This window comes from Bacillus sp. REN16, from assembly GCF_020731355.1.
Lineage (GTDB): Bacteria > Bacillota > Bacilli > Bacillales > Bacillaceae_L > Ferdinandcohnia.
Genome location: NZ_JAJFZK010000008.1, coordinates 161,942 through 181,285, shown reverse-complemented (window position 1 = coordinate 181,285; position 19,344 = coordinate 161,942). Strand labels below are relative to the sequence as shown.

17 protein-coding genes are annotated in these 19,344 nt (G+C 38.3%); 5 read left to right on the top strand and 12 right to left on the bottom strand.

The annotated features are described in order from the left end of the window. The first annotated feature begins 163 nt into the window (after nt 1–163). Nucleotides 164–970: a GNAT family N-acetyltransferase gene (locus LKW28_RS13230; protein ID WP_229140841.1), complete on the top strand. Its 807-nt coding sequence runs from the start codon at nt 164–166 to the stop codon at nt 968–970. 21 nt (nt 971–991) lie between these two features. Then, nucleotides 992–2,107 carry an o-succinylbenzoate synthase gene (menC, locus tag LKW28_RS13225; protein WP_229140840.1) on the top strand — a complete coding sequence of 372 codons (1,116 nt, stop codon included), beginning with the start codon at nt 992–994 and terminating at the stop codon, nt 2,105–2,107. Between the two features lie 305 nt (nt 2,108–2,412). On the opposite strand, the gene LKW28_RS13220 is transcribed toward menC, so the two are convergent. Together LKW28_RS13220 and LKW28_RS13215 are read right to left on the bottom strand one after the other, a co-directional pair. Continuing rightward, on the bottom strand, nt 2,413–4,464 hold the full coding sequence (locus tag LKW28_RS13220; protein WP_229140839.1) for a catalase: 2,052 nt from the start codon (nt 4,462–4,464) through the stop codon (nt 2,413–2,415). A 154-nt stretch (nt 4,465–4,618) separates the two neighbouring features. Next, entirely contained in the window at nt 4,619–5,167 is a 549-nt protein-coding gene (locus LKW28_RS13215) for a cupin domain-containing protein (RefSeq protein ID WP_229140838.1), read from the bottom strand. A 159-nt stretch (nt 5,168–5,326) separates the two neighbouring features. Here LKW28_RS13215 and LKW28_RS13210 point away from each other — a divergent pair, with 159 nt between their 5' ends. Continuing rightward, entirely contained in the window at nt 5,327–6,340 is a 1,014-nt protein-coding gene (locus tag LKW28_RS13210; RefSeq protein WP_229140837.1) for a DUF3231 family protein, read from the top strand. A 27-nt stretch (nt 6,341–6,367) separates the two neighbouring features. Here the strand turns inward: LKW28_RS13210 and LKW28_RS13205 are convergent, their stop codons facing one another. The 10 genes from LKW28_RS13205 to LKW28_RS13160 form a co-directional block, all read right to left on the bottom strand. After that, on the bottom strand, nt 6,368–6,751 hold the full coding sequence (locus tag LKW28_RS13205; protein WP_229140836.1) for a hypothetical protein: 384 nt from the start codon (nt 6,749–6,751) through the stop codon (nt 6,368–6,370). A gap of 72 nt (nt 6,752–6,823) precedes the next feature. Beyond that, nucleotides 6,824–8,203: a sensor histidine kinase gene (locus LKW28_RS13200; protein WP_229140835.1), complete on the bottom strand. Its 1,380-nt coding sequence runs from the start codon at nt 8,201–8,203 to the stop codon at nt 6,824–6,826. Beyond that, nucleotides 8,200–8,880: a response regulator transcription factor gene (locus LKW28_RS13195; RefSeq protein WP_229140834.1), complete on the bottom strand. Its 681-nt coding sequence runs from the start codon at nt 8,878–8,880 to the stop codon at nt 8,200–8,202. The genes LKW28_RS13200 and LKW28_RS13195 overlap by 4 nt, the downstream gene beginning before the upstream one ends. Before the next feature lie 53 nt (nt 8,881–8,933). Next, on the bottom strand, nt 8,934–9,620 hold the full coding sequence (locus LKW28_RS13190) for an ABC transporter ATP-binding protein (protein ID WP_229140833.1): 687 nt from the start codon (nt 9,618–9,620) through the stop codon (nt 8,934–8,936). A 1-nt stretch (nt 9,621) separates the two neighbouring features. After that, entirely contained in the window at nt 9,622–10,656 is a 1,035-nt protein-coding gene (locus tag LKW28_RS13185) for an ABC transporter permease (protein WP_229140832.1), read from the bottom strand. 258 nt (nt 10,657–10,914) lie between these two features. After that, nucleotides 10,915–12,180, bottom strand: coding sequence for a hypothetical protein (locus LKW28_RS13180; protein ID WP_229140831.1), 1,266 nt, complete (start codon nt 12,178–12,180; stop codon nt 10,915–10,917). Between the two features lie 46 nt (nt 12,181–12,226). Next, nucleotides 12,227–12,802 carry a hypothetical protein gene (locus tag LKW28_RS13175; protein WP_229140830.1) on the bottom strand — a complete coding sequence of 192 codons (576 nt, stop codon included), beginning with the start codon at nt 12,800–12,802 and terminating at the stop codon, nt 12,227–12,229. A 194-nt stretch (nt 12,803–12,996) separates the two neighbouring features. Continuing rightward, on the bottom strand, nt 12,997–14,703 hold the full coding sequence (gene nagZ / locus LKW28_RS13170; protein ID WP_229140829.1) for a beta-N-acetylhexosaminidase: 1,707 nt from the start codon (nt 14,701–14,703) through the stop codon (nt 12,997–12,999). Nucleotides 14,704–14,940: 237 nt separating this feature from the next. Then, complete coding sequence (gene coaA, locus LKW28_RS13165) at nt 14,941–15,864, bottom strand: type I pantothenate kinase (protein ID WP_229140828.1); 924 nt, start codon at nt 15,862–15,864, stop codon at nt 14,941–14,943. A 60-nt stretch (nt 15,865–15,924) separates the two neighbouring features. After that, nucleotides 15,925–16,542 carry a YczE/YyaS/YitT family protein gene (locus LKW28_RS13160; protein WP_229140827.1) on the bottom strand — a complete coding sequence of 206 codons (618 nt, stop codon included), beginning with the start codon at nt 16,540–16,542 and terminating at the stop codon, nt 15,925–15,927. Nucleotides 16,543–16,805: 263 nt separating this feature from the next. On the opposite strand from LKW28_RS13160, the gene LKW28_RS13155 reads away from it, so the two are divergent. Together LKW28_RS13155 and LKW28_RS13150 are read left to right on the top strand one after the other, a co-directional pair. Next, nucleotides 16,806–18,530, top strand: a complete 1,725-nt coding sequence (locus tag LKW28_RS13155; RefSeq protein ID WP_229140826.1) for a sensor histidine kinase — start codon at nt 16,806–16,808, stop codon at nt 18,528–18,530. 1 nt (nt 18,531) lies between these two features. Beyond that, nucleotides 18,532–19,317, top strand: coding sequence for a response regulator transcription factor (locus LKW28_RS13150; RefSeq protein WP_229140825.1), 786 nt, complete (start codon nt 18,532–18,534; stop codon nt 19,315–19,317). The last annotated feature ends 27 nt before the right edge of the window (nt 19,318–19,344 follow it).

The following is a 19,344-nucleotide window of genomic DNA, read 5'->3' as shown; positions in this document are numbered from 1 at the left end:
TCCATATATCCGTGGAATGCAGGCACTTTTTTATGCTATTGGACAGAGGGACAGGTCCCTGTTGAGTCACGAACCTGTCCCCTTGTCCTTCCTTTATTTATCCTTGATGATCATTTTATAATGAAGGTATACGTTTTTTAGACGGAAAAGTAGGAGGGAAACAATGCAACTAGAAATTTTATCTTCAATGACGATTAGGAATGTAAAATCTATTAAAGAATTGGAGCAAGTCCACAAACTAGAATCAATGGTTTGGAGTCCAGAGGACACGGTTCCTATCAGTCATACAGCTGCCACTATAAAAAACGGCGGATTTATTTTAGGTGCTTTTTACAAGGACGAGCTAATTGGCTTCCAATATAGTTTTCCTGGATTTGATGGGAAAAAGCCTTACCTTGTTTCTCATAGCCTTGGGATTCATCCTGACTTTCGAAAGCTAGGAATCGGTGAAAATTTAAAACATGAACAAAGGAAATTGGCCGCTGAAATGGGTTATGATTTAATTACTTGGACGTATGACCCACTTGAAACAGTAAACGGCAATTTGAACCTGCATAAATTAGGGGCCGTGTGTACCTCTTATATCGAAAATGCCTATGGTGATATGACAGATGGTATGAATGACGGTCTTGCCACGGATCGATTCGTCGTAGAATGGGCTGTTAACGGAAGAGGACATGATAATAGAAACATTAATTTTAATAATGCAATGGTCTTAATTAGTACGGAAATTGAAGATGAGTGTTTATCACCTGGTGAAATTAATTTGGAAGCATCCAGCAAGACATTGTTGGTTCCGGTACCTAGTAATTTTCAAGAAATAAAGAGTAAGAACTTTCGTGTTGCGTTAATGTGGAGGGAAAAAACGAAGCAAGTGTTTACTCATTATTTGAATCACGGCTGGGTTGTCACTGATTTAATAAAAGATCCTGAACTTGAGGGGCAGTACATGTACCTTTTAGAAAAATAATATTAACGAGGTGATTCAGGTATGGAAGTTAAAAGTATTGTTTTGCGATATATGAGAATGCAATTGCTCACCCCTTTTAAAACAAGTGTTGGAACACTAACAGATAAAGACTTTATTTTGGTGGAGGTAAAATCGAAAAGCGGTATCTCAGGTTGGGCGGAAACCGTCTCTGATGCCATCCCTATTTATCACGAGGAAACGGTTAAAACGAATTGGCATATGTTAAAGGATATTTTAATTCCAAAGCTTATGAAAACAGAAATCGGGCACCCTGATGATGTATCGAAAGCCTTCAAGGATTTACGCGGAAACTATAATGCAAAGGCCGCTTTAGATGGAGCAATTTGGGACCTGTATGCGAAGGAAAAAGGTATTTCATTGGCTAAAGCTATTGGCGGTGTAAAAGAGAAAATTGAAGTTGGGGTAAGTGTTGGGATTCAAAAGACTGAAAAAGAATTACTTCAAAAAATTGAGGGCTTTGTAACGAATGGCTACAAACGCATTAAGGTTAAAATTATGCCAGGTTGGGATATGACTATTTTAAAAGCGATTCGCAGAGAATTTTCTGATATTCCGCTGATGGCGGATGCAAATTGTGCGTACACCATTGATGATATTCCATACCTTAAACAATTGGATGAGTTCAATCTCATGATGGTCGAGCAGCCTTTTGCCTATGATGATTTGATTGATCATGCGAGATTGCAAAAAGAGTTGAATACATCAATTTGCTTGGATGAGTGCATTCACACAGCAGAAGATGTTCGGAAAGCAATCGAGATCGGGAGTGGCAAAATCATCAATCTAAAAATCGGTCGAGTTGGTGGTATTACTGAATCGTTAAAGATTCATGAGCTGTGTGAAAGGAACAATATCCCAATGTGGTGTGGTGGCATGCTTGAAGCAGGTGTTGGCCGAGCACATAATATCGCTATCACGAGTCTGGCAAACTTCACGTTACCTGGAGATACTGCCCCCTCCGCTCATTATTGGAAAGAAGATATTATTACCCCAGAGGTTACGATGACGGATGGATATATTGAGGTTCCAAAGGGGCCAGGTATTGGCTTTGAACCGAACAGGGATAAAATTGAGGATTTTATGTTGTATAGTGAGACGTTTCACAATCATGAATAAAAAGTGGGACGGTAATCGGTATACTCTTTCTCGGTATATCAACTAGTTGATTTGGTGCGGTTGATATACCTCTAGGCTCTTTTGCGGTATATCACCTAGTAGATTTGGTGCGGTTGATATACCTCTATGCTCTTTTGCGGTATATCAACTAGTAGATTTGGTGCGGTTAATATACCGCTAGGCCCTTTTGCGGTATATCAACTAGTAGATTTGGTGCGGTTGATATACCGCTAGGCTCTTTTGCGGTATACCAACTAGTTGATTTTAAGAAGTTGGTATACCGATATTGAATAATGAGCCAACTACTAATCTATTTCACGCTGCCAGAACCGATGCTGTTTTACTGCATTAGTAAATTCCTTTTCAAATTGCCCCTTATCGTCAGAAAAAATCACACCCGGAGCGCTTTCAATGTGATTAACCTCGAGCCACTTTTTCCCTTCTCCGATTGCTCCAATTGGCTTATAATGTGTGTAGGCTTCATAGATAAAGTGTGCTGCATCCTTATTAAACTTCTTGCTTTTTCTACTTCCTCTCACCATCAGTACTCCATCAAATAATACCGATTCAGATGTTAAAAAGGTGTGGTCCACCTTAAGCTCGGTACCATCCGTGCCCTTAATTGATCCTAACTTTTCACTAATGATTTCAGGTTGTATTCCATTCGCTTTCAAGTCTTTAAGTATATTTTTTACATCTGGTCCATTAAAACCATCTGTCAGAATGACTGCAACTTTTCTAGTTTTTGGGCTGAATTTTGTGTTGAGCTGACTAAGTGCAGGAGAGGATTTTTTTATGTTTGATCCACCACCTTTTGGCGGGTTCACACCTAGATAATTCGCTATATCGGTCGCCAATCCAAGATTAACATTCGCAAACATGTCTACCACTTGCTGTTGAACGGATTTACTCTGAACTTTACCCAACTCAAATTGAAAAGCAGCCTGGATATGCTCTTTTTCAGGTTGACTCATGCTATTCCAGAAAAGAGTTGCTTGTGTGAAAAAGTCCTTAAAGCTTTCACTTCTTGCTTGGACTTTTCGTCCTTCAACCTTTTCTTGATAATGTGCAAACCCACCTTCTTCAACACTTGCTGGTGCTGGTGTATTCCCCGCTAATGAATTCTTGTTATAGCTCACATTGCCGACATTAATTGTTTGCCGGTGATAGCCATCACGCTGATTATTATGGAATGGACATACTGGCCGATTAATTGGGATTTCGTGAAAGTTTGGTCCACCAAGACGGATTAATTGGGTATCTGTGTATGAAAACAAACGCCCTTGCAATAATGGGTCATTCGTAAAATCGATCCCCGGCACCACGTGTCCCGGATGAAAAGCAACTTGTTCTATTTCAGTAAATGCATTGTCCACATTCCGATTTAATGTCATCTTTCCAATGATTTTTACTGGAATATCTTCCTCAGGCCATATTTTTGTGGCATCTAAAATATCAAAATCAAATTTAAACTCATCTTCTTGAGCAAGAATTTGGACACCTAATTCAAATTCTGGAAAATTCCCTTTCTCAATGTTTTCCCATAAGTCTCGGCGGTGGAAGTCAGGATCCTTTCCGGCAATTTTTTGTGCTTCATCCCACACAAGGGAATGTGCGCCAAGCGTTGATCTCCAATGGAACTTAACAAAGTGTGATTTGCCTTCCTCATTGACCAGACGGAAAGTGTGAACCCCGAAACCATCCATCATCCGGAAGCTTCTTGGTATCGCCCGGTCTGACATCAGCCACATGATCATATGGGCAGTTTCTTGGTTATTTGCGACAAAATCCCAAAATGTGTCATGGGCAGAGGATGCTTGGGGAATCTCGTTATTTGGCTCTGGTTTGATTGCGTGGACCATGTCCGGAAATTTAATCGCATCCTGGATAAAAAAGATTGGGATATTGTTACTCACCAAATCATAGTTTCCTTCTTCTGTATAAAACTTGGTTGCAAACCCCCTCACATCACGAACTGTATCTGCGGATCCGCGTGAACCTACGACTGTTGAAAACCGAACAAAAACAGGTGTCTTTACAGTTGGATTCTGTAAGAATTTTGCTCTTGTATACTTCTTCATGCTATTGTCATACACCTGGAAATCACCAAATGCCGCAAAACCACGAGCATGAACAACCCGCTCTGGAATTCGTTCATGATCAAAATGCGTCATTTTTTCACGAAAATGAAAATCCTCCATTATCGTAGGGCCACGTACCCCCGCTTTTAAAGAAAATTCATCATTCGATACCTTAAGCCCTTGATTTGTTGTAAGCTTTTTCCCTCGATCATCTACCCTGAATTGATCCAACTGTTCATCTTTACGATTTCTATTCACCTTACGCTCATCGCTCAAATCACTGCCTCCTCCCTCATACTACATACTATGAGCAGCCATAACTGGTTATTCTCTAAATTTCTTAACAGGTATCGTCGTGATAGCGCCCCAACGAAAATAGGGCAAAGCCTTATGGCTTTGCCCTATTTTGGTCCAGTGATTATGGATTTGTTTAGTGATGCTCGTGTTCGGCTTCCATTGCGGCCTTTTTCGTTTTATGGACAGTTCCAAATGGATGGTTTGGTGGTGCGTAGATGGAATACAGCTTTAATGGGATGTTTCCTGTATTGGTTAGATTGTGCCAGGTACCAGCCGGGATAAAAATGGCGGAGTCGTCATTAACCTCACGCACAAAATCCAAATGGTCTTTTCTATTTCCCATTTGAACAATTCCATGCCCTTGCTCAAGACGTAAGAATTGGTCTACATGTGGGTGCATTTCGAGCCCAATATCTTCACCTACATGGAGACTCATTAAGGTTACTTGCAGGTGGTCACCTGTCCAAATCGCAGTGCGATACGTATTGTTTTGCTTTGTTGCTTCATTAATGTTAACTACATAAGGCTTTTTCCCATGATCTTTTAACTCATGTTTTTCTCGATAGATAGGTGTTTGATAATAATCCCAGTGATGCATAGGTACATTCATATAGTACGGATGATGTTGGTGATGATAATATTGATGGTAATGATATGGATACATATAAGGTATATAATACATTTTTTCATGATCCCTCCACATATTGATAAATTATCCTATGCAGGTCAGCTTGGGAATGTAACTTTTCATCTGTCACTCCATTTGTCCAAATTCTTTTGCATATTTTTCACTTAGAAGAAACATACTTCAAGTAAAAGAAGTGCAAGGAGTAGAACCTTAATGTTCAAACACGATAATCCATTAAGTGCAGCTGAAATTGGGACGCTTTGGCTTACCTATCAGGAAAAAACACTGATCCTTCGAGTATTAGAGTACTTTCTTGAGAAATCAAATGATCAGGAAGCAAAGAATATCATGGGCATGCTGTGGCAGGAATTGGACTATTACGTAAAATTAATTGAAAAAGTGTATGAGAGTGAAGGAATTGTAGTGCCGAATGGGTTTAAAAAAGAGGATGTTAATTTAGATGCTCCTAGCCTTTTTGACAACGGATTTGATATTATGTTCCTCCGAATTTTAAAAGAGGTAAGTATGGGCATGTATACAATCAATATGAATATGGCTTACCGAATAGACGTCATGACGATTTATGAAGGGCTAACCGTCGTCACTCATAAGGTTTATAAATTAGCGACCCTTTATTTATTAAAAAAAGGCGTACTTACTCTGCCACCAAAAGCAACACTGCCCAAATCAACGGAGTTCGTAAAAAGTAAAGATTATATGAAAGGATTTAACCTTTTCAATGATAAAAGAGCCTTAAATCATATCGAATTAGGATTTCTTCACCACAGTGTTGAAACAAATAATATTGGGATGCAATTAATGACGGGATTTGCCCAATGTGCAAAAAACAAAGAAGTTAAACAATATTTTATAAAAGGAAAAGAACTTTCAAAGAAACAAATAAGAATTTTTGAAGAAATTCTTTTAGAGAGCGATGTTCAGTTTTCTGCAACCTCTGGCAGTACGGTCACAGCTTCAACGGTTGTTCCCTTTTCTGATAAATTGATGATGTATTGTACATATTTATTGAATGGATTCAGTATGGTGGGAGGCAGCTTCGGCACTTTTTTTATGTTGCGCAACGACATTACCATGAAAACCGCAGCTATTGTGAAGGATATCTACTTTTACGGTGAAGACGGCGTTAAACTCATGATCAAACATCAATGGTTTGAGGAACCGCCACAAATGGAAGATCGCCCAAAAATCATTAATAATAAGAAATAGGGTCAGAGGGATAGATCCCTCGTCCCATTACTTTTTTGTGAACAAAGTGATGAGGAAGAACGTAATGAAGCTCACAAGTAACGCTACACCACCGCCAATGTAAACGATGAGGGTTACGCCTTCTGGGAGCGGAAATGGTTTTACCATGTATAACCACATTCCCACTGTTAATCCGGTTGAGCCAATGATTGCCGTCCAAACGTGGATTCTTGTTAGGATTGTTTGCTCGACCTGAAACACTTTATAAAAAACAGCCCATGCAAACAAACTCAAAAATCCTACGACTAAAATATGCGCATGCACTGGTCGAAACGCATATGAACCTGAACCCGCCATATGGGCCCCAAGTATCGCCCCGATTAGACCAAATAGACTTGCAAATCTTAATAAGAGTAAACTATTTTTATTCATTTCATTTCCTCCATTCATTTTTCTTAACAATATCAAAGAAATGTGAACGGAGGATGAATAGAAGATTACAATCTATTTTACTGGCAATTCTACGTTAATAGTTGTTCCTTCATTTTCTTTGCTCGAAACGGAAATGCACCCATCATGCAGGTCAACAATCATTTTAACGATTGATAAACCAAGTCCCGTTCCTTCAATTGAGCGCGTACGTGATTTATCCGCTCTATAAAAACGATCAAAAATCCTTTCCACCTCTGAATTTTTCATCCCGATTCCAGAATCCTCGAATTTGATAAAGACCGATTCTCCCTTTTCTTCTACTGAAATTTCAATATTGCCATCAGGCTTATTGTATTTAATTGCATTTGATAAAAGATTATCCCACACTGTATTTAGTAATGTAGGGTCACCGACAATCTCAATATCTGGTAAAGTAAACCCTAGCATAATTCCCTTTTCACCAATCAACCATTGATAATTTCGGATTAAATCTTTCATTTGCTGGCCAAGATTAAATGTTCTTTTCTTTAAGATTTCTTCATTTCGATCAAGTGAAGCAAGCAATAACAGTTGTTTCGTTAAGCTTGAAAGCCTCTTAATTTCACCATTAATAATCGAAACATATTGCTTCTTTTCCTCTGATGTATTCGATTCCTTCTCAAGTAAGCTTGTGTATCCTTTTATATTGGAAAGCGGCGATTGGATATCATGAGAAATATTTGAGATAAATTCCTTCCTGATATCATCTGTCTGCTCCAGTTTCCGGGCCATTTGCAAAAAGCTTTTTGAAAGCACACCTAGCTCATCATGACGATTCGTATCCACATCCACATTAAAATCACCGGACTCCAAGGATTTCGTTGCCTTCGTTAAATCGGAAATCGGCTTCACCAAATATCTTGTATTGATCAAAACCATTACCACGCTAATGAAAATCGTTAATCCCCCAATCCAGCCGAACAATACATGCATCTCATTAAAGAGAAACTTAATATTCGGCCTCATAAAAAGGGCAAAACGGCTGCCATTATGGTTCAAAGGAACCCCAATTGTATTTTTTAATTCATTCGCAAAAAAGCCGGTCACAAAGGTTTCCTGCGGGAACTGAAGAATACCGTGAAAAACTTTCCCTTCAAGTACCTTTTGTTCAATTGCAGCAGGAAGATTTTTGTCCCGAAATGTCTCTCCAAAGAACATTCCGTTTCCGTCTTCGTCAATCAGATAAAACTGATAGCCGGTAGCCGCAATGCTTTCCATATACTCTCCTAAAGAAATCTCGGGATGTGCTTCAGCAAATTCTGCAATGTTCAGTGCAACTTGTGTGTTTTTCTGATCATTAATCGGCTTCAGTTTGTGTTGATAGTACGAATTCGAAATGATAAAGGCTAGGATAAAACTTATGAACATCATGCCCATCGTGATGACAATGAATTTGACATAAAGTGTTTTCATGGTCGATGTGCCTCCAGCATGTAGCCAATCCCACGCACTGTTTTGATTTGAAAGTCATCCGTAAGTTTTGAAAACCGTTCCCTTAACCTTTTGATGTGTACATCGACGGTTCGCTCGTCCCCTTGGAAATCCAATCCCCAAATTTGTTCAATTAAGTGGTCTCTCGAAAATACCTGCCTTGGATTGGAAACAAGATAATACAGAAGCTCAAATTCCTTTAAGGGTAAAAGGATTGTCCGGCTACCAAGTTGGACCTCGTAGCTCTTTTTATTAATTGTGGTTTCGCCAATATGGAGGATTCCTTCATCTGTTTGATAATCGTATCGTCTTAGCAGCGCCTTAATTCGAAAGGTAAGTTCCATTGGTTCGAATGGTTTAACGAGATAATCATCGGTACCTGCTTGAAACCCTTGCTCCTTGTCCTCAATTTCGCCTTTCGCGGTCAAAAGTACAACCGGAATATTGTACAATGCACGTATCTCCCTCGTTAGCGCAAAGCCGTCCATGTATGGCATCATCACATCCACAACCGCTAAATCACACGGTTCCTTTTTTAATATGTCCAAGGCCGCCATTCCGTCTTTTGCTTCAAGAACAAGGTAGCCCTGTTCCGTCAAATGAATACGGACAAGCTGTAAAATATTCGGATCATCATCTACAAGTAAAATCGTTGCCAATTTTAGTACCCCCAATATGGGACAATGAATCTGTCCCTCTGTCCCAGCACAAATTAAACCGCATTTGGTATGATCTTTCCATCGCTCATTTTTATAATCCGATCTGCAAATGGGAGCATTTCCTCGTCATGCGTTACCATTAATGTTGTGATGTTCAAGGTTTTCGTAATGTTTCTAATGAGCTTTATTACATCAGTTGATCGTTTTGAGTCTAGGCTTGCAGTCGGCTCATCTGCAAAAAGAACCTTTGGTTTATGAATAATAGCACGGGCGATTGCCACCCGTTGCTTCTCTCCACCCGATAAGGAGGACGGATACGTTTTTCTCCGATGGTCCATTTCCACTACTTTTAGTATGGCATCTATTTCCTCTTTTTGCTCATGTTTCGATAATTTCGTTTCAGATACTTCAAGCATAAGTGCTAGTTGTTCCTCCACAGTAAGAAATGGGACAAGATGAGCAAATTGAAACACAAATCCGAATTTCGTTGCCCGCATTTTTCGAATCTGTTCAGAGCCCATTTTTGTAAGATTTTTACCAGCAAATACGATCTTTCCATCAGATGCAGGTTGAAGGCCCGCTGCTATCGTTAGGAGTGTACTTTTACCAGAACCAGACGCCCCAACTAGTGCGGTGACTTCACCCTCTTTAATAGATAGGTTGACCCCTTTCAAAATTTCTTCTTTCACTTCACCATTTGTAAAGGTTTTTCGAACATCATCAATTGTAAAAATGGTCATCTTACATCTCTCCTTGTTGGATCGCTTGTAATGGTTCAACTTTTTTAATTTGGATTCCTGAAAGTGTTGCCCCAGCAAAGCCAATGAGTAAAAATATCATGGACAATTGGACTGTCGTTTCCGATGTTAAATGAAACGGCATGCTAGTTGGAGCAAGGATATTAAAGGTTTGACTTAATAAGACTGATAGACCCAGGGCAATGACTGTGATGAAGGCCATTTGAGTCCACATCATCTTAAATAAGGAACTTGTCTTTACACCAATGGCTTTAAGAATGCCATACAGTCCCATTTTTTGAATGTTCATCATGTAGAAAAAGATTGCAAACAGCATCCCGCTAATGACAACTAAAAACCAAATAATCATATTCAATGACATTTGCTCTGCTTTATAGCTTGAAATAGTATTTAGGAACTCTTTTTGTGAAAATGCCTGTAAGTTTTCAACATTTTGCGGTGTGTCTGCGCCCGGTATAAAAATCAATTGCATTTCACTTATACGATAGATTTCTTGATAGTCTTCAGGATTGATATAGGCAACAGGCGCGTGGCTGTATTTACTTTGTTCGACGAAGCCCTTCACTTTGAATTCACCATTATGTTGACTGTTTGTTAAGATGTCACCAATTTTTATCCCGGCATCCTTCATTGATTGATCAAGGATGATTTCTCCTGGATTCACCGTTTCGAATAGGGGTGAATCGGTTGAAGTGACAAATGCGACACTTCTTTGTTTTCCATTTTGCTCATTTAGAAACCCCATTTGAATCGAAAAAGCAACAGCATCTTGATGCTTGGTTAACATTTCGCTCTGAGTTTCTGGATCAATTTTTGAAAGATTATACGTTTGTTCTGCATCTTTCGCCATGTAAAACTGACCGTCCGGCAGGTTCTTAATTAACGCTGCATTATCCTGCGACAATCCGTTTGCTAAGCCCGATATAATAAACGTTAAGAAACTCACAAGAAACACAATCGAACCCAAAATCAAAAATCGTACCCTATTCTTCTTCATTTCTTTCAATGCCATTTTCATCTTTATTCCTCCAATCATGGTGGGACAGTACGCCCCCTCTTGATACCATTAGTTTATAATTGGTATGTGAACAGAAGATGAACTGGGGATTACAAATGGATTTGGGGTAATTTATGCTAATAGCCATAAACTTTTATTATTAGCCATATTTTTAAATTATTGGCTATAAACTTAGGATATCAGCTATAAATTTTATTTATTGACCATAAAAAGAAAAAAGACACCCAAATGTTATAGGTGCCTTACCATTAAAAATCTCTATAACTCATCCAACGTTACTACTTTCCCCGTTGATGCATTCACTGCAAACTGGCAATCTATTTTTCCGCATAGCACATACTGATTTTGGTCAAAATCATACACATAATAAGGGATCAGCTCATACTTCTCTTTAAGTATTTCATAGGCTTCTTCTTTGCGGATTACTACTTTCCCAGGTGCTTCAAATTTATCAAACATCTCCCACATCATCTGATTGTCCATATAATTCACAGCTTGAAGGGTCTTTGAATCAATTATGACATTCATTTTCCGCTGAAATACTCGCTGATCCTGCCGATTCGTTCTAAGTATGGCATGAATATATCCATTTTCACGATGAAGAGATTTTAAGATCCAGATTCCGGAATCGTTTGGATATTCTTGACGAAGAAAATCCCGAACAACCCCAATACATTTTTCTTGTTCGACCTCTGTGATTGGTTGTAAATCAGGAGAGGCTTCACCGGAAAATGCTTGTTCTACCGTAACCTCCTTATGCCAATTAAATTCTTTTCGCTCAAACTTGTGCTCAAGCGGCTCATCCCAATACAGAGCTTGATCCAGTTTCAAATATCCCCTTACATCTACATTGGTTTCAAAAGGGATCGTGGATGTTTGATCATTCCGAACATAAATCTCCTCCACTGCATATGCGGCTACTAAACGTTCTTGGTCAAATAATGGAAATTCGAGTAATTTCAATTGTTCCTTCGCTATGTCCTCAATTTTTTTAAAGTCCAGTTTGTATGGTTCCACTTTGACCATTTCTTTTGTAGGAAAGTGCCCATGGACTGAAAATGAAGTGAGCCTGCCGTCTTGGTCAAATTTCACCTCAATATATCCAGATGGTGAAACACGTATACCATCAATACATTCACTAAATTGCAACTCTCCGTCTTCTTCCTTACGAAGCTGAAATTGTTGTTCATACATTAATCCGGTTTCCTGCTCAATCCATTGTATGATGTCATTTTTATCTGCAAAGGTTACCCCATTTTTTGCAAACGTCTGACCCATTACGAAAATTGCACTTTGAAACCTGCGGGTTTGAATATCTATGTCAATTGCTGCAGTTCCATCTGGATTCTCATCTTCGTCCACAGGTTCCTTGACATCGTTAGGTAACCATTCCATTGAAAGTGAATAATTCGTTTCATTAAAAATAGTTACATTCCGATTGAAGCTGTGTGATTTCAAGTAATAGTCCCATAGTCCAAACTTTTCTCTTGTTAAATCAACTAATTCCTGTATTCTAGTATCCAATTCTTATACCCCGTTTCTGGTACAGTGTACCTGTCCCTATGTCCCATTAAACATTCGAAATTACAAAATAAATGGTCAGCATAAATATCGCCAAACCGAATATGAGTCCACCAACAGCTCCTATTAGGTTTGATTTCCATGTATAGCCCTTCATATCCGATACTGAGGTTGAACGGTCGACTTTTCTAATATGAACAAGCATTCCAATGTTAGTTACAACAATAATCATCAAGGTCATGATAAGCATGATGATAGGCTCGATTTGGATATTGGTATCACCATAACCAAGACTCAGATAAAATTGAAGAAACATGACAGCACATAGTACAATACTCGAACCGCTGCTTGCTTTTCGGGTTTTTGACCATTCGTCACCCATTTTTTGTTTTTCATAGATTGCTACTTTTTCAAGAATAGGAATGAATGATTTTGTAGAATCTCTTTTAACATAACTGTAAATTGCTTGAAAAAATAGGAAAACCGCTAATATAAAGAAAAAGTATGGAAACCTAATCTTAAATACATTTATTACAATAAAATATAGGATAAGAACTGTAAACATTGCCCCATTGGTCAATAGAATCTGGTTCACACGCATTTTACGAATCTCATCTGGCTCCATTTGTATCTTCCCCTCCTCGTTTATTCCTTTCTTACTACTACGAATCACACAACAATTGGTTTCAAAAAGTTTCCAATTGGTTGTTTTATGTACAATAAAAACTGCACTCAATCAAGTGCAGTGCTTTCTCCATTACATTTTCGGTCAAAAAAATAGAGTTAGCTCTATTCTCGACTAGAACTAACCCTGCCACACTATCTTGAAAGCACTTGTTCAATTTCTTGATTCAAAACATCAACATTTACCGGCTGTACCGGAGAATCGTTCAATTTATATTTTTCTTTTAATTGAAGGATTCTTTCTATACTTTCGTCGATTCTTTTCTCGGAAATCTCTCCGTTTGTGACTGCATTTTTAATTGCAGTATGGACTTCAATCACTTTGTTATAATCATGTGCCACCATGACAATGTCACTGCCTGCTTTTATCGATTGAATTGCCGCCTCACCAATCTCATAATCATTGGTGATTGCTTTCATGAAAAAGTCATCGGTAATAACCACACCATTAAAACCCAGTTGCTTGCGAAGAATATCCGTAATAATTGGTTTTGACATCGATGACGGAAAGGTTTTATCAAGGGCCGGAACTAAAATATGGCCAATCATCACCATATCTACACCTTCTTTGACCGCCTGTCGAAACGGAATGAGTTCGAGATTTTCAAGCTCCGCACGCGTTTTATTTACCTTTGGCAGCTCAAGATGAGAATCCACTTGCGTATCCCCATGTCCTGGAAAATGTTTTACCGCAGACACGATTGATTGTGATTGCAGTCCTTTCATTGTTTGAATTCCAAGCCTACTCACAATCTCTGGATTGCTGCTAAAAGAACGGTTCCCAATGACCGGGTTATCCGGATTACTATTTACGTCAAGTACTGGTGCAAAATTCACATTAAAACCAAATGCATGCAGCTCTTTTCCAAGGACTGTGCCAATTTCAAAAGAAAGCGATGGATCATTTCTACTTCCAATTTCTAAATTGGTTGGAAAATCAATAAGTCCTCCTGGCAGCTTCGAAATTCGGCCACCCTCCTGGTCAACTCCAAAAAACAATGGGATATTACCTTGATTGGCTTGCTTGATTTTATTCAAATAGGTCACTGTTTGTTTCGGACTAACTAAATTATCACCATTAAAAATGATACCACCGACATGATATTTCGTAATTAAATTGTTCATATTCGAATTCATCTTTGTTCCGGAAATACCGGCAAAAATCATTTGACCAATTTTTTTATCTAAACTTAAGGATTCATCCTCGTCAACTGATTTTTGAATTCCCGTCACGACATTAATATGATGAACTGTCGGATTAGGCTCTTGCTCTGTCGGTTTCGGTAAAATCCATTTCAACTGAAAAGTTGAATTGACTTGATATATTAAGATAGTTTGGTTTACATTTTTATCCTGATAATATCTAACCTCATCCGGTTCACCCAGTGTATTTTTTATATCATCTAAGTGTATGCCGGTTAAGCTTGAAGCATTGGATCGAATATCAAAAGCGAGTTGATCCTTGATCCCAATTGTCACATCATGGTCCGGATACACCATGAAATCTCCGATCGAAGTATTGTCAATTGTTTGTGGCTCTCCCCAAAGTTCCTGGATTTCCTCTAACTTTGTCTGTCCAGCTATAAAAGATGTTTGGGGAACTTTCCCTTTTTCCGCTAGTGAATAAACTTCCTTCACCAGCGTAAGGATATCTGTTTCTTCTTTAGGTGGTTCCTCTTGATCATCCACTATTTCTTCATCTGCATCTGGCTGAAGTGACTCGTAACTAGGTGCAGCCTGGTCATTTTTCTCACTTCGATTATTATTAAAATATAGAAAACTAATCACCAAGACAACGGAAATTATACCAATTATACCTATCAGTAATCCCTTTTGTTTCATTGGCTACCTCCTCGATCTTTTTTCTGTATAACATTAGACTCTATTTTTCCCCAAAACGTTACAAAGGGACAAAGAGCTATGAAAATTGTGTTAGATTTTTGTTATCAGCTATAAATAGTTTTTATTAGCCGTATTTAAAATTTATTAGCCATATATTTTAAGTATCAGCTGTATCTCCAAATTATCAGCCATTAATAAAAAACGCCGCTTATCTAAATTGCGGCGGTATGGTACATATTAAAATTTCTTCAGAAAGACTTTCTCCATTAAGTGATCTTGGCCCTTTTTTAATACGACTTTCGCACGCCGGCGTGTTGGCAGGATGTTTTCCCGTAAATTTTTTGCGTTGATTTCTTCCCAGATATCGGTTGCTTTTTGAATAGCCTCTTCTTCTGACAAACTCGTGTAGCGATGAAAGTATGACATTGGATTTTGAAAAGCTGTTTTTTGCAGCGTCAAAAATCGTTCAATATACCATTTTTTGATATTCCGTACATCTGCATCAATATAAATCGAGAAGTCAAAGAAATCGCTAACAAACACAGAATGTGCTTTACTGACTTGCAGGACATTTATCCCTTCCACAATTAAAATATCTGGTTGATCAATAACCTCGACTTTATCGTTCAGCACATCATAGGTTAAATGGGAGTAAAGCGGCGCTTCCACTTTCGATTTGCCGGATTTCACTTTCATCATAAATTGAATTAATTTTTGTGTATCATAGCTTTCGGGAAACCCTTTTCGACTCATTAGTCCCTTTCTTGCTAACGTTGCATTCGGATATAAAAAACCGTCAGTTGTTACTAATCCCACTTTTTTATGATTATCCCAGCGTGATAATAGGGTTTGAAGTACTCTTGCAGCAGTGCTCTTGCCTACTGCAACACTTCCCGCTATCCCAATAATATAAGGAACTTTTTTAGCTTTATAATCCAAGAATGAATTAGTTACCCCTTCTAGCTGTTGTGAAGCTTCCACTTTTAAATTGATTAAACGAGTCAGTGGCAAATAAATTTCTTCTACTTCTTGAAGTGAAATTTCATCGTTTATTCCTCTAATACTCTCAAGCTCTTCCGCTGATAGCAATAAAGGAGTCTTGTTGCGTAGTGCTGCCCATTTTTCTCGATTAAATTCGATATAGTTTGTTAACGGATTCATAACATTACCCCATATTTAGATTCTCGTTTATTTTATCAAATTGTAGCTTGTTTGTAACTTTTAAATAGAAACAGTTGTGTTCGACTCGTTCATGATTCTCTTCATTCTATTATTTACGACCTGAATGATTTTACCTAATAGCAATGCGATTACTAACGTGCCAATCCCCACTGGCCCCCCTACTATAAACCCTAGGACGGCACCTGTCACTTCAATGCCCATTCTCACAATTTGAAAGCTCAAGCTGAACCGATTGCTGATTGCCACCATCATTCCGTCAATTGGCGTCTTTGGCAAGTTCGCCTCCATATAAATGCCGATTCCGATGCCCGCGAAAACAAGCCCTCCAACGAAACTAACAATCTGTAATTCCAAAGCCGATGTAAAATCAACAATCCCTAAGACAATATAAAACCAAAAATCGACAAAAACACTTCGAATGAAAATTGGAATGACTGATTCAATTCGTAATCTTGTTTTTTCGAGAATCCAAGTAATCATTGTAAAAGTGATTTGAGTTAAAATTGACCACGTTCCAATCGTCAGCCCTAAATGATTGGTAAGCCCGACCGCCACCGTATCCCATGGACCTGCCCCGATGAATGATTTAATAATAAGGGCAATGCCAAGTGCGGTAAGGGCCAATCCACCTAAATAAATACCAATGCGTGTTGTCATGGTGCACCTCGAAGGATAGAATTCAAAATAATTATTCAATTATAACACTTTCAAAAAATTTCGCACTTATTTTTTATTTTTCATTGAATTATAGTCATTTACTTTGTCTAACGAATATACAATCATTTTCAAACTTTTCAACAAATGATAAAATAGCACTAGGTCTAGATCACTAATACAATTAAATGGTAAGTAGCCGCAAAAAGGCAACGGTTACATAGTACAAGTTATAATTGAAATAAACAACGAAAGGCGACCTCACCATGCTCAAGCAATTGAAAAAATGGAACACAATGCGTAATCAAATACTATTTATCTTCTTATTCGTAATGATTATCGTTCTGTTGATTGTGGGGCTTTTAACATTAAGACATGTTTCTTTTCTCTTGAAAAGTAATGCAGAGAAGCAAATCCACCAGGTCGCGATTGAAGCAAATGGTAGAATTGAATCCCTATATGAACAAATTAATATGTCCTCAAAACTGGTCATTACGGACGAAGGTGTTCAAGATATTTTAACGAAACCTGTTGACGGAGAAGAAATCTCCTTTCAGGAACGCCAAAAATTAATGGGGCACGTGAACCGAATTATGGGAAACACCGATGGGATCTTTTCATTTCAGATTTTTTCTAGTGGGCAACAGCGCGTCATTCCACTCGATGAAGGCTTATTAAAGAATCGGATCGATAAAAAGTGGATTGAAAAAGCAAAGCAAACAAAAGGTGGATTAGTCTGGATCGGAGATGACCCACTGGACAAAAATAATTTCCTTGCTATCCGAGGGGTTAGTTTAATCGAACGAAAATATGAAAATGGGGGTTACCTGTTAATAAGCATTAACCGTGATCATTTTCAGTTTGCCAAATCGGAGAATCAATACTCCATTCTTTTGGATGAAAATGAAAAACCAATTGTTCAAAATTACAATGGAGATATCTCCGAAATTATTTCAAATCCTGAAAGTATAATTCATCTCGATGAAGGTGAGTACATCGTCACAAAGGAAACTTCCAATCTCACAGGTTGGACTGTCCTTATTCTAACCCCTGTGAGTGAACTAACAAAGGGCCTTGCTGGAATTCGGACAAGCATTATTTTATCTGGTGTAGCTGGTGCGATTATTTTTATGATTTTTTCATTATTCCTATCAACGGTTATTACAAGGCCTATTGTCCACCTAACTAAGACAATGCAGCATGCCGGCCAAGGCACCCTAACCTTAAACCCGGATGTTTCTTCAGTCAATGAAATAAATGAACTTAATAGTACGTATAACCAATTGGTGAAGGAAACAAACCATTTAATCCGAATGGTTTATCAAAAAGAGATTCTAAGAAGCCGAAGCGAATTAAAAGCACTTCAGGCACAAATTAATCCACATTTTCTCTTCAACACCTTAGATGCACTTCATTGGTCACTTGAAGAAAAAAATGAAGATGAGCTTTCAGAAGTTGTCATTGCCATGTCTGATCTATTTCGTTACACCATCACGAAAGAAACAGACGATGATTGGGTCTATATAAAGGATGAAATCAAACATATCGGAGACTACATGGAAATTATGAAAATGCGGTTTGGGGACCGACTACATTGGGAGGTTTTTCTTCCTAAAGATTTCGAACATGTACGAATTCCAAAACTCATTATTCAGCCACTTGTTGAAAATGCAATTCTGCATGGGACCGGTAATAAGGTTGGAGATAGTCTTGTCACCGTTACTGTGGAGGAAATTAAAACAGATAGACTTCGGATATCTGTCCAAGATGATGGTCCGGGGATGGATCGAGATCGGATCAACCAGATTGCCAATTCGATGAAAATAAGCGGGGTCGCATCAACTAGAGGAAAAGGCATTGCCATCTCCAATGTAAACAAACGCTTAAAACTCTATTACAACGAGACTTTGCATTCAGAACTTTTAATTGAAAGTGAGCCAAACAAAGGGACACGGATTTCATTTGAAATTCCAGTTAATGGGGGAGATTAACATGTTTACCAAAAATATCGTGATTGTTGATGATGAACCAAGAACAAGGCAAGGCTTGCAAAGAACGTTGGAAAGCTGGAATAATGGAGAATTCACTATCCTCACCGCCGAAAGCGGTGAGGAAGTCCTTCAAATCGCGGAAGGACAGAAGATTCATATTTTACTATCGGATATACGAATGCCCGAGATGACTGGACTTCAACTCTTAAAAAATATTAAAGAAAAAGGGATGTCCCCTGTTGTGATCGTCATTTCCGCATACTCCGAATTTGAATACGCTCAAGAAGCACTTCGACTAGGCGTTGTGAACTATCTTTTAAAACCAATTGGCAAAAAGAAATTAATTGAAGCAGTTGAAGAAGCAGTTCAGGTTTTGGAAAAACAATTTAGAGTAGGAATGATTGAAAAAGTAGTGGATGAAAAAATCATCGACGCAACGTCGAAAATTGACTCGACCTCAGCAACCATTCGGGAGGCGATGACCTATATCGAACATCGTATTAATGATGAAATTACCCAAAAAGATGTTGCATCCCATGTCCATTTAAACCCTAGTTATTTTAGTGTGTTATTTAAAGAAGAAGTTAAGCTAAATTTTAGCGAATACGTCACCAGACGCCGAATTCAGCGTTCAAAAGAATTACTCCTCTCTACTAAACTTACTATCAATGAAATTGCAGAAGAAGTCGGTTATAAAACGACTAAATATTTTATTAAAATCTTCAAAGAATACGAGGATATGACACCAACCGCATACCGAAAAGCAAACAATGAAAGGGCTTTCTGAAAATAGTAGTATTTTTCCCAATCATCG